Genomic DNA, 12727 nt, shown 5'->3' with positions numbered 1-12727 from the left:
ATCTATGAAAATAAAAGAGATAAAAGAAAAATAAAATAGATGTTAGTTGTAAAGTTTACTAACTAGGCTTTTATAGGTTTGACCAATAGGAACCTTATGCTCATGAATTATAATACGATTCCCTTCTATAAACTTTATTTTATCTACAGCAACAATAAATGATTTATGTACTCTTAGGAAATTGTTTTCATCTAAGATAGTTTCATAATGAGAAATCTTTTCGTGGCTTATAATCATTTCATCTATTAAAAATAGTTTAGTATAATTTCCGTAAGCTTCTATAAATAACAAATCATTTAAATCAACTTGATGGTGTTTTTTATCTCCTTTGATAAAAATACGAGTATTGATTTGACTTGTCTGTATACTTTCTTTGTTGATTGTTTTGATAGGTAAAGTGTCTGATACTTTATTAACAGCTTTTACCAAACGATCAAAACTAAAAGGTTTTAAAAGATAGTCTACAACATTTAGTTCAAACCCCTCAAGAGCGTATTCTTTGTATGCAGTGGTAATAATGGTTTTAGGTGGATTTGACAGCGTCTTTAAAAAATCTAAACCTTTTAACTTGGGCATGTTTATATCTAAAAACATAAAATCAACAGTATGTTCATTTAAAAATTGCATAGCCTCCATAGCATTATAGCAACTTTTTACTAATTGAACATGAGGGAGCATGCTACAAAATTCTGTTATAATTTCATGAGCTAAAGGCTCATCATCAATAATTATATAGTTAAGCATGCTTTGGTGTTTTTAACTGTGTTTTATAGATATTATTTGTGGAACTAATACTTAGTTCATGTTGTTGTTTGTATAGCAAAGATAATCTTCGTTTTAGATTTTGTAATCCAATACCTTTAGAATTATTGAGTTCACTAGGATCAAAATTGTTTTCTATGTCAAAGTAAATAAAATGAGCATCTTCATATAAATTTATATGAATAAAAGCATTTTCTGCAAGTGTTTCTATACCGTGTTTAAAGGCATTTTCAAGTAAAATAATATATAATAAGGGAGGAATGTTTAAAGAGGTATCGATGTCGTGATTAAAAGTAATTTCTACAGACTTTTTATATCGGATTTTATGTAGTTCGATGTAATTATTTAGGTATTCTATTTCTTCTGAAATTTTTACTGTTTCTTTTTCTCCATCGTAAATGGTATAGCGCATCATGTCAGATAATTTTAAAATAACTTCTGGTGCTTGAGGAGAATTTTTTACTGTAAGTGCGTACAAGTTATTTAATGTGTTGAAGAAAAAATGCGGGTTTATTTGAGTTTTTAATAGTGATAATTCAGTTTTAGATTTTTCTTTTTTTAACTCTTGTACCCATTTCCATTGTTCAAAAATCCAAAGAAAAAAGAAAATAGGAATAGGTAAGAAAAAAATATAGAAAGGAGTTTCTTGTTTTACTTTTAAATAAGCTTCTAAATCACCAGAAAATAATCTGAGATAAAAAAAGTATAAGAGCAATGGAGTGTATAGAAGGGCTATGAATTTCCAATATTTTTTAATGAAGTTAGGCACTAAAAAATAAGCTAATCCGCACCAAAATATTATTAATAAAATGAATGTGATTGGGTTATCTGGAAGCTTCATAAAAGAATCAATTAACACCGTAATAAACAACAGTAGAAAAAGTGAAAGAATACCCATTATCGTTTTCTTTTTTCTTTTTAAATACTCATAATTATGTATGGGTAAGGCAACAATTAGCGCCCAAAAAAGAGTGATGACGATAACTTCAGCGGGTTGATCATTTGGGATGTTTAGAAAATTGACATAATCTAATAAAATGAACAACGGAATTATAATTAGAAGCCCAATAAAAAAGGCTTTGTATTTCTTTAAAAAATCAATCATACTTCAAAATTACTGATGTAAAACTGTTTTCACAATTATATTGACAAACACTATTGTTTTTTAGATGAACAAGTAGCTTTTTTAGTTGAATTTTAGTTAGTACTTAAATAAGTGTTATGTGTGTTAAAAATAAGCTGATATATCATTTTTAATTTATCAGAAAGGTAAGGTAGTGGAGATTTGCTGAAAACAAATACCTAACCACATATGAATACATTAACAATTAGAAACCTTACAAAAATATATCCTAACGGAGTTAAAGCATTAAACGGAATTAACTTAAAAATTTCGAACGGAATGTTTGGCTTGTTAGGTGCCAATGGAGCAGGTAAATCTTCTTTAATGCGTACTATCGCTTCTTTACAAGAGCCTTCTTCAGGAGAGCTTGTGTTTAACGACTGTAATATTATTAATAAGCCAGAAGAAATACGAAAATACTTAGGGTATTTACCTCAGGAATTTGGTGTATATCCTAAAATATCAGCTGAAAGATTGTTAGATCATTTAGCCATTCTGAAAGGTATTACTAATAACTCAGCGCGAAAAGAGCAAGTAACTTCTTTATTACAGCAAGTAAACCTCTATCAACACAGAAAAAAAGCGGTACATACATTTTCAGGAGGTATGCGGCAACGTTTTGGAATTGCGCAAGCTTTGTTGGCAAACCCTCAAATAATTATTGTAGATGAGCCTACGGCAGGTTTAGATCCAGAAGAAAGCAATCGTTTTTTAAATCTTTTAAGTGAAATAGGAGAGAATGTGATAGTCATCTTATCTACTCACATAGTAGAAGATGTTAGAAACCTATGCACTAAAATGGCAATATTATCTGAAGGACAAATTATATCTCAAGGAAACCCAAAAGAGCTGGTAGAGAGTATTCAAAACAATATTTGGACAAAAATTATAGCTAAAAGTGATATTGAACACTATAGAAAGACATATGATATAATTTCAACCAAATTAGTATCAGGCGAAACACAAATAAGGGTTTTCTCTGAAGTTACTTTATCAAATGGATTTGAAAGAATTACTCCAAACTTAGAGGATTACTATTTCACTACGTTGTTTCACCATAAAAAAGCCTAGTCTATGTTTAAGAAATTATTACAATTTGAAACGTATTATCAATTAAAACAACGAGCCTTTCCAATATTTTCAATATTATTTTTAGGATTAGGCTATTTTACAGGAAGTCAAGGTTATGCGCCTACTGGAGTAAACTTTAATGCTGTTTATCAAGTTTATTTTCATACAGGTCTTTTTACTTTAGGAAGTGTTTTTATTATTATGTTTTTTACGGTAACTGCTACCATAAGAGACAAACAGCATCATATGGAGGGCTTAATTTATAGCTCTTCAATAACAAAACAGCATTATTTTTGGAGTCGATTTTTAGGAGCATTTATATTTAGTGTTTTGGCTTTTTCTCCTTTTATAGTCGGCTATATATTAGGAAACTACTTTTCTGGTTTAGATGTAGAAAGGTTAGGAACTTTTAGTTTACTTAATTATATACAGCCTTGGTTTTATATAGTACTACCTAATATTTTTATATGTACTTCTTTAATATTCTCTGTGAGTATATTTACTAAAAATAGCATTGCAACTTACGCAAGTGCAGTATGCATTTATATGTTATATTTTGTAAGTTCTATTTTTTTAAATTCACCCTTATTAGCCCAATCTGTTCCTGCATCACCAGAAATGATGTCGGTAGCCGCAATAGCAGATTCTTTTGGAATAGCAGCTTTTTTTGAGCAAACTCAGTATTGGACAGCTCATCAGAAAAATACGCAGTTACTTTCTTTTTCAGGATTGTTTTTCTGGAATAGAATACTTTGGATAGCTTTTTCTCTTGGAATTTTGTTCCTTACCTATAAAAGGTTTTCTTTTAGAAAAATTACGAAGAAAGTAAAGAAACAAAAAACATTAAAAAACAATATAAAACAGCTAACTCCCTATAAAGCAATAGAAGGAACATATAATTTTACAGCACAAATAAAAGGGCTTTTGTCATTAGTCCGTTTAGAGTTAAATAGTGTGTTTAAAAGCTTACCTTTTTTAGTAATTGTAGCTATGTGGTTACTAATTGTTTTTTCTGAGTTGTATGCAAATTTTGTTGAAGGGCGTGAATACGGAGTAAGTGTATATCCATTTACAAATCAACTAATAGAACTCATTACAAATCCGTTAACCCTTTTCGGTCTTTTATTACTAATTTTTTATGGTTCAGAAATAGTATGGAGAGAACATAGCGTAAATTTTAATTTAATTATTGGGGCAACTCCAACTAAAAACTGGGTGTTTTTTGCTGCTAAGTTTATCAGTTTATCATTATTACCCATATTATTAATTGCTTTAGGAATATTTATGTGTATTACTTTTCAAGTTAGTTTAGGTTTTGAAAGTATAAACATTGGTATGTATGCTTCTGTATTTTATTATTATGGTTTACAGCTTATCATATACGCTATGCTAGCCGTGTTTATAAATAGTATAGCTAAAAGTAAGTATGTAGGAATGGGAGCTTTTGGTTTGTTAGTTATAATAAGTATGAAAGCTAATCTTTTAGGTCTAGAACACCCTTTAACAAGTATTGGTTTTATGCCTAGAGTAGCCTTGGGAGATATGGCTATGTATAATAGCAATACTACACAGTTTAATCATTTAGGGTTGTATTGGCTAGGGATAGGAGTCTTATTTGTTTTAATAGCTTTTAAAGTTTGGAATAGAGGAATGGTAAAAGGGTTTTCATATAAAATAAAGCAACTAAAGCAAGGTTACAACTTAACAGAGAGGATATTACTTTTAAGCTTTTCTTTGTTAGTTATTGGAGCAGGAAGCTTAGTGTTTTACAATACCAATTTTCTTTCAGATTATCATACGAATGATGATAACTTAAATCTTAGTGAAGATTACGAACGTAAGTATAAACATTATCAAACGTTAGAAAAGCTATATCCAGTTTCTCAAAAAACAGAAGTAGCTATTTTTCCGAAGAAAAGAAAGTATACTGTCAAGGCAAATTATGTGTTAAAAAATAAAAGTAATGAAGCAGTATCCAAATTATTAATAACTGAACGAATACCTATAAAACAAATTCATTTAGAAAGAGCTCGTTTATCAACAAAAGATACTACACATGGAGCCTATGTGTTTGAATTTAAAGAGAAACTCCAACCCAAAGATTCTGTAGTTTATACTTTTGTTATAGAAAAAGAACTAAAAGGATATGAAGAAGACAAAAGTATTGTTAACAATGGTACCTATATAACTTTTAGAAATTTTGAGCCTATTATAGGATATGCTTCTGGATTTGAAATTTTGGATAAAACAGAACGTAAAAAAAGAGGATTACCAGAAAGAGATGAGGATGATAACTCAGATGTGCATATAGCCTTAGAAGATATTAAAATTGAAAAAGTACGTTTTGAAACAGTTGTTTCTACAAATAAAGACCAAATAGCCATAAGCTCAGGAGATTTAATTAAAACTTGGTCAGAAAAAGATAGAAACTATTACCACTACAAATCAAAAGGAAAAATATTACCTATGGTAGCCTATTTTTCTGCAAATTATACAACTAAAAAAGCAATATATAATGGAATCTCTATAGAACAATATTACAACGCTAGTCACGATTTTAATATTGATGAAATAGAGAAAAGTACAAAAGAAACCTTAGCATATTGTCAAGAAAATTTTGGAACGTATAATTTTAAACATGTTCGAATCGCAGAAGTTCCTTCACATTGGGGATTTGGTGGATTTGCACATCCAGGGGTTATTAGTATGACAGAAGATCGTTTATACTTGTCAGATGTTCGTGATGAAAACACCTTTAATTTAGTCGCTAAAAGAACAATTCATGAAGTAGCACATCAATGGTGGGGGCATACGTTAATAGCTAAGCCAGTAGCGGGTGGTTCTTTATTAGTAGAAGGATTAGCGAAATATACAGAAGCCGTAGTGTTAGAAAAGATGTACGGAAAAGGTGTTTTATATGAGTTAGCTGAAGATGCACGCAGGAGATATTTTTTAGGAAGAGCGTTTGGTGAAAACATTGAACCTCCAATTTATAAAGTACAAGAAGAAGGTTATATTTCTTATGGTAAAGCTTATACCGTATTAATGGCATTAAGAGATTTGATAGGAGAGAAGCAAGTTAATGACATAGTAAAAACCATTACACACCGACATCGATTTGAAAGTTCTCCTAAAGCACATACTATAGAATTACTTGAAGAAATATATAAGATTACTCCCGAAGAATATCACCCATTGGTAAAAGATTGGTTTAAAAAGGTAATAACTTACGATATAGCTGTAGAAAAAAGTTCGTATAAGGAGTTGCCGGATGGAACCTATGAAGTTATCGCCACCATAAAAGCAAAACGGTTTGAAACAATGGAAAACGGAGATATTAAAGAAATTGGGATTAATGAGCCTATCAAAATAGGAATCTTTACAACCCATCCTTTACAAGTAAAAGATAATAGTACTGTGTTGTATTATGAGTCTAAACAAATCAACCGAGAACTCATAGAAGTTTCGTTCATAGTAAATGAAAAACCTAGTTATATTGCTATAGATCCTTACGGAACAAGAAATGATGAAAATTTAGTAGATAATGTGATAGAACTTTAATTTTAGTTAAAGTATTTATAAAAAAACTCAAATGTTAATTATATGGCAATCATATTTTTACATTTGAGTTTAAACTTTTTATCAAATGACTAAACATATTACGCTATTACTCACTTTATTTTGGTCCCTCTATTTATTTTCTCAAACACCAGAAAGAAAGGTAACAATAGGAACTAATTATACTATTAAATCAACTATTTTAAATCAAGATAGAGAGATTCAGGTTTATTTACCCGATAGTTATACTACTTCAAAAGAAGCATATCCTGTTTTGTACATTTTAGATGGTCAGTGGTTTTTTACCAATGGTGTAGCTATTCAGAAATCATTGAGAACACCTGGAGCAATTCCAGAAATGATTGTTGTAGGAATAAAAAATGAAAATCCTTTAAGAAGAACATTATTTAATAGAGAGAGACAAAAGTTCACTTCTTTTTTAAAAGACGAAGTAATCAAATTTATAGATGATAAATTTAGAACTACGAACGAACGTGTTATTTATGGTTGGGAGGCTGCTGCATATTATATAAGTAAACTTATTTTAGAGGAAAACGATTTATTTAAAGGAGCAATTATAACGGATGGAGGCTATGCTTCTGAAAAGCTAGTTGAAAATTTTAAATCAGATAGTGATGTGTATTTATACATGGCTAATTCTAAAAGAGATATATATTATATTGAATCTACAGAAGAGTTTAATAAAATATTAAAAAAGCACAATCCTAAAAATTTACTTTGGAAGTATGAGTTGTTTAATGATGAGGTACATGAAACAATGCCTCATTTAGCTATGTACAAGGGAATCATGTATTATTATCACAACTACGATTCATTGGTGTTTGAAAGTATTGATGCCTATGAAAAAGCAGGAGGAATCCCTTATCTAAAATCTTATTTCAAAGAAAGAGCTAAACGTTTTGGTGGTGACGGAAAAATAGATAATAGTACAAAAAATGCATTGATTTGGTTAGCATGGAAACGTGATAACTTTAAATACTTTAGTTTTTTTATGGAAGAATTTAAAGACGTTTTAGAAACCAATAGATATAAAAGCGCATACTGGCAAAACAGGCTGGGGCAGTTTTATTTAAAGTATAAGGATTATAAAAATGCCAGTAAGTATTTTGAAAGAGGTATAAAAGATTATCCAAACTCTCAATTTGACGAAGTTATGAAAGAAGGCTTACAAGAAGCAAAGGGCAAATTGTAAATGAACCTTATAAAATTTAAAATGCCTCACTTTTGAGGCATTTTTGTGTTAAGCATTTAAAAAATCTTTCAATTCTTGATAGGAACTAATTTGTATAGCTTCTTTTTGTTTGTCTATTACAGATGCTATTTGTGGTGGAATTTCAACAGTTACATTTAAAACTTCTTCCACAACATCTAAAAATTTTACGGGATGTGCTGTTTCTAAGAAAATTCCATACTCGTTTTGTAATCCGTATTTTTTCAAACCTAAATATCCAACAGCTCCGTGTGGATCTGTAATATAGGTTGAGGTTTTATAGATGTTTTTCATAGCTTCACGAGTTTCATCATCAGAAAAAGAAAAAGAAGAAAATGCAGCTTTTAAAAGCGCTAAATCGTTATTAAATAATTCTTGTATCCTGATAAAATTACTTGGATTCCCAACATCCATGGCATTAGAAATGGTCGCTTTAGATGGTTTAGGTTGATATTCACCACTAGCCAAATAATTAGGAACAGTATCATTTACATTGGTCGAAGCCACAAAATGTTTAATGGGTAACCCTAGTTTTTGCGCCATAATTCCTGCGCAAATATTTCCAAAATTTCCACTAGGTACCGAAAAAACTATTTCTTTATGCTTTTTATAAACTTGTTTATAGGCAAAGAAAAAGTAAAACATTTGGGGTAACCAACGAGCAATATTAATAGAGTTTGCTGAGGTTAACGTACGGTTGATTTCAGCATCTAAAAAAGCAGTTTTAACCATATCTTGACAATCATCAAAAACACCATCAACCTCTAAAGCAGTAATGTTTTGTCCTAAAGTAGTCAATTGCTTCTCTTGAATATCACTTACTTTTCCGCTAGGGTAGAGGATGACCACATCTACACCTTTAACTCCTAAAAAACCATTAGCAACAGCACCTCCAGTATCGCCTGAAGTAGCTACCAATACGGTTACTTGTTGATTTTTATCGCGATTAAAGTACCCCAAGCAACGAGCCATAAAACGAGCTCCCACATCCTTAAAAGCCATGGTAGGTCCGTGAAATAATTCTAGTGTACCGATATTTTCTTCAATAGATACCACAGGAAACTCAAAGTTGATAGTTTCTTTAATGATTTTTTGTAAAATGCCTTGCGGAATTTCATCACCTACAAATTGTTTAATGGCTTCATACGCAATTTCTTCATTAGAATACTCATCAATGTTTTCAATAAATTCTTTAGGTAATGGAGTTATGTTTTCAGGGAAATACAATCCTCTATCTGGAGCTAATCCGTTTACTACAGCTTTTTCAAAGCTAACGTTAGGTGATGTATGATTGAGACTATAATAGTTCATAATTTCGTGTTTGTTTTTCACTTCGACTACGCTTAGTGAACATTTAATATTAGTTAGTTTCTAAAATTTTAATTCCTTCTGTGTTGATTTTTGAAAGAATCATGTTAAAATCAATTTGTTTGCCTTGATACGTGTTTTGAATGGTTTTATAAACGTTTTCGGCAGTTGCATCCCCTTTACATAAAGTGAAAATTGTAGGGCCAGAACCTGAAATTCCTGCTCCTAAAGCTCCTGCTTTAATTGCTTGTTGCTTCACTTCATCAAAATGAGGAATCAGATGTTTACGAGCAGGTTCAACAATGATATCTGTTAAAGAGTCTGCGATTAATTGATAATCGTTGGTATGCAATCCACTAATCAATCCGCCAACATTCGCCCATTGTGTAACCGCATCTTTTAAAGAAACTTCTTTCGGTAATACCTCTCTAGCGTCTTTGGTTTTTACTTCAACTTGAGGATGGATAGCCACCACTCTTAAATCAGCAGGTACAGGAATCTTTACAATACTCAAAGGTTTGTAACTACGTACTAATGTAAAACCACCATAAATAGCGGCAGAAACATTATCAGCTATCGGAGTTCCGCAAGTGGCTTCTTCTCCTAGCATAGCAAACTGAGTCAATTCAAGAGGAGAGAAGCTATTTCCTAATAACTGATTTACACCAAATGCAGCTCCCGCAGCACTGGCAGCACTACTTCCTAAACCACTTCCAGGAGTATATCCTTTGTGAATGGTGATGTCGATACCAAAATCAACTGGATGCTTTTCTAACATCGCTAGCGCAACCACTCCCGCAGCATTTATTTGTGGGTCAGATGGTAAATCAGCTCCAGTTATTTTTGTGATTTTAACACCTTTGGTAATTGTTTTGGTAAAAGTCATCGTATCACCAACCGTTTCGAGCGCTAAGCCTAAAGCATCAAATCCGCAGGAAACATTGGCAACGGTTGCTGGTGAAAATATTTTTAAATAGTTCATTTTTATATATTATTTCCAATTCGTATGACATCAGCAAAAATTCCAGAAGCAGTTACTTCAGCACCTGCACCGGCTCCTTTTATTTGTAAGGGATTTACAGGATATCTATCTGTAAAAAACAATACGATATTGTCGCTACCTTCTAAATTGTAAAAAGGATGATCAAACGGAATGTGTTGTAAGCCAACACTTGCTTTTCCATCATTGAATTCAGCAACATATTTTAAACGACAATTTTTATCGGCAGCTTCTTTATATACTTGTTGAAAATGGCTTTCAAACTCGGTTAAAGAAGCATAAAAATCATCATTATTAGTAGTTTTTAAACTCTTTTCAGGTAAAAAAGCATTGTTTTCAATATCTGAAAGTTCTAGTTCATAACCACTTTCACGCGCAAGAATTAATATTTTTCTGGCTACATCAACACCACTCAAATCAATTTTAGGATCCGGTTCGGTGTATCCTTGTTCTTGTGCTTGTTGTACGACATCCTGAAAAGAAATACTTTCATTAAAATTATTGAAAACAAAGTTTAAAGAGCCCGATAACACTGCTTGTATTTTATGCACTCGATCACCAGAAGCAATTAAGTTTTTAAGCGTATCAATAATAGGTAAACCAGCACCCACATTGGTTTCAAATAAAAATGGTGCATTGTATTTTCGTGAAATGTGTTTTAACTTTTTATAATTGTTGAGTTCAGAAGCACAGGCTATTTTATTGCACGTAACTACCCCTATATTGTTGGTTAAACAGTGTTCATATACTTCAGAAACTTTTTGATTGGCTGTATTGTCAATAAAAACTGAATTACGAAGGTTCAACGCTTTTGTTCTTTGGAAAAAAAGCTCTAAAGAACTTTTTTCTCCGTTTTGTAATTGCTCTTTCCATGATTTTAAGCTGATACCACCTTCATCAAAAACCATTTGTTTAGAATTGGAAATCCCTACAACACGTACATTCAGTTTTAACTGTTCTTTTAAGTATTTTTTCTGCTGATGAATTTGTGCTAAAAAGCGTTCCCCAACATTTCCTACACCCGTAACAAACAAGTTTAATTGCTTTATATTCTCTTCAAAGAACTGTTCGTGCAGGGTATTCAATGCTTTTTTGGCATCTGAACTATTGATAACAGCAGAAATATTTTTTTCCGAAGCACCTTGTGCAATAGCACGAATATTTACGTTGTTTTTGCCTAGAGAACTGAACATTTGTCCGCTCAAACCTTGGTGATTTCTCATTTTATCACCTACTAAAGCAATAATTGCCAACCCTTGTTCTATACTAATCGGGTCTATTTTATGACGCTCTATTTCAAAAGCGAAAGCTTCGTTAATTTTTAAGGCTGCTTTTTCGGCGTCTTCATCATAAATCCCCACACAAATAGAGTGTTCAGAAGAAGCTTGCGTAATTAATACCACATTGATATTATGTGTCGATAATGTTTCGAATAAGCGTTTAGAAATGCCAGAAACACCTACCATGCCACTTCCTTCTAAGGTTAATAGCGTAATATTTTCGATATGAGAAATTCCTTTTACAGGTTTTCCGTTTTCGGTAATTTTAGAAATGAGTGTTCCTACATTTTCAGGTTCAAAAGTGTTTTTTATACGGATAGGAATTTCCTTTTCCAACACCGGTTGAATGGTAGGAGGGTAGATAACCTTTGCCCCGAAATGTGACAATTCCATGGCTTCTTGATACGAAATATGTGGAATAGGAAATGCCTGCTTTACCATATGCGGGTTTGCAGTGTACATTCCACTAACATCTGTCCATATTTGCAATTCATTAGCATTTACAGCAGCCGCATAAATAGCTGCAGAATAATCGGAACCTCCACGTCCTAAAGTAGTTGATTTCCCTTCTTTTGTACGAGCTATAAATCCAGGTAACAAAGTTACTTGGTGCTTATTATTAGCAAAATACTCCTTGCAATTGGTATTAGTTACTTGAAAATCAACTTGTGCTTTATCAAAGGCGTTGGAAGTGATGATTAACTCTCTACTGTCTTTATATACCACATCTAGTTGCTTACTAGCTATGCTTGCAATAATGTATGAAGATAATAACTCACCAAAACCACTAATGGTAGCTAAAGTCTTGGGTGTAATTTCGTTTAGTAACAAACAACCTTCTAACAAGGTTTTTAACTGCTTAAAAAGCGATGTTATGTATGTTTTGACTTCTTCTTGCTGATTATCAGGAACTAATTTTTCAATTACTTCAAAATGCAATTGCTCAACTTCTTGGTAGTTTTCAAGATAATTAGCATTGTTTTGAGCAGCTTGTTCTGCCGATGCAATGAGTTTATTTGTTGTTTTACCAAAAGCAGAAACCACTACAATAAGTGGACTGTTTATAGAGGCATTGGCAATAATTTCTACTACTTTTTCTATGTTTTGAGGGTTGGCTACTGAGGAACCACCAAATTTTAAAACGTTCATTTTAAAATGAATAATAAATTAAAAATAAGATTTTTTAAGCATTTATCTGTTTTCAAGTCTTTTGAAAAAATAAATATATACGGAGATAATATGTAGAAAAATAACCCCTAAAGGGTTGTAATAATAATTGTAGTTGTTGTGCCAACAAAAGAAGCCGTAGTTACAGCTGGAATAGAAATGATATGTCTTTTGTTGTTAAACATCAAGTCAAATGTATAAATTATGTGCTAAAAAACAAGAAAAGT

8 protein-coding genes are annotated in these 12727 nt (G+C 31.6%); 3 read left to right on the top strand and 5 right to left on the bottom strand.

Annotated features, from left to right (window positions below; all coding sequences use genetic code 11):
• Positions 1–42: 42 nt before the first annotated feature.
• Together NH341_RS09990 and NH341_RS09985 are read right to left on the bottom strand one after the other, a co-directional pair.
• Complete coding sequence (locus NH341_RS09990) at positions 43–744, bottom strand: LytTR family DNA-binding domain-containing protein (protein WP_159616698.1); 702 nt, start codon at positions 742–744, stop codon at positions 43–45.
• Entirely contained in the window at positions 737–1867 is a 1131-nt protein-coding gene (locus NH341_RS09985) for a sensor histidine kinase (RefSeq protein WP_253056702.1), read from the bottom strand. The genes NH341_RS09990 and NH341_RS09985 overlap by 8 nt, the downstream gene beginning before the upstream one ends.
• 207 nt (positions 1868–2074) lie before the next feature.
• On the opposite strand from NH341_RS09985, the gene NH341_RS09980 reads away from it, so the two are divergent.
• From NH341_RS09980 to NH341_RS09970, 3 genes are all read left to right on the top strand, one after another.
• The gene (locus NH341_RS09980; RefSeq protein ID WP_253056700.1) at positions 2075–2956 is read left to right on the top strand and encodes an ABC transporter ATP-binding protein; all 882 of its coding nucleotides are present in this window, start codon (positions 2075–2077) and stop codon (positions 2954–2956) included.
• Positions 2957–2959: 3 nt separating this feature from the next.
• Entirely contained in the window at positions 2960–6517 is a 3558-nt protein-coding gene (locus tag NH341_RS09975; RefSeq protein WP_253056698.1) for a M1 family aminopeptidase, read from the top strand.
• 85 nt (positions 6518–6602) lie between these two features.
• Positions 6603–7727 carry an alpha/beta hydrolase-fold protein gene (locus NH341_RS09970; RefSeq protein ID WP_167713891.1) on the top strand — a complete coding sequence of 375 codons (1125 nt, stop codon included), beginning with the start codon at positions 6603–6605 and terminating at the stop codon, positions 7725–7727.
• A 48-nt stretch (positions 7728–7775) separates the two neighbouring features.
• Here NH341_RS09970 and thrC read toward each other — a convergent pair whose 3' ends face one another.
• Genes thrC through thrA form a run of 3 tightly spaced genes read right to left on the bottom strand, consistent with a single transcriptional unit; the run spans position 7776 to position 12482 of the window.
• Positions 7776–9056 carry a threonine synthase gene (gene thrC, locus NH341_RS09965; RefSeq protein ID WP_167714292.1) on the bottom strand — a complete coding sequence of 427 codons (1281 nt, stop codon included), beginning with the start codon at positions 9054–9056 and terminating at the stop codon, positions 7776–7778.
• Between the two features lie 49 nt (positions 9057–9105).
• A complete protein-coding gene (locus NH341_RS09960) occupies positions 9106–10035 on the bottom strand; it encodes a homoserine kinase (RefSeq protein ID WP_253056696.1) in 930 nt (309 codons plus the stop codon).
• Between the two features lie 2 nt (positions 10036–10037).
• A complete protein-coding gene (thrA, locus tag NH341_RS09955; RefSeq protein ID WP_253056694.1) occupies positions 10038–12482 on the bottom strand; it encodes a bifunctional aspartate kinase/homoserine dehydrogenase I in 2445 nt (814 codons plus the stop codon).
• Positions 12483–12727 lie beyond the last annotated feature (245 nt).

Source organism: Tenacibaculum sp. XPcli2-G (genome assembly GCF_024124505.1).
Lineage (GTDB): Bacteria > Bacteroidota > Bacteroidia > Flavobacteriales > Flavobacteriaceae > Polaribacter > Polaribacter mesophilus.
This window is presented reverse-complemented; position numbering and strand designations above follow the sequence as displayed.

Coding starts and splice junctions, on each gene's coding strand:
- NH341_RS09990 (WP_159616698.1), bottom strand. CDS start 744: ATGCTTAACTATATAATTATTGATGATGAGCCTTTAGCTCATGAAATT.
- NH341_RS09985 (WP_253056702.1), bottom strand. CDS start 1,867: ATGATTGATTTTTTAAAGAAATACAAAGCCTTTTTTATTGGGCTTCTA.
- NH341_RS09980 (WP_253056700.1), top strand. CDS start 2,075: ATGAATACATTAACAATTAGAAACCTTACAAAAATATATCCTAACGGA.
- NH341_RS09975 (WP_253056698.1), top strand. CDS start 2,960: ATGTTTAAGAAATTATTACAATTTGAAACGTATTATCAATTAAAACAA.
- NH341_RS09970 (WP_167713891.1), top strand. CDS start 6,603: ATGACTAAACATATTACGCTATTACTCACTTTATTTTGGTCCCTCTAT.
- thrC (WP_167714292.1), bottom strand. CDS start 9,056: ATGAACTATTATAGTCTCAATCATACATCACCTAACGTTAGCTTTGAA.
- NH341_RS09960 (WP_253056696.1), bottom strand. CDS start 10,035: ATGAACTATTTAAAAATATTTTCACCAGCAACCGTTGCCAATGTTTCC.
- thrA (WP_253056694.1), bottom strand. CDS start 12,482: ATGAACGTTTTAAAATTTGGTGGTTCCTCAGTAGCCAACCCTCAAAAC.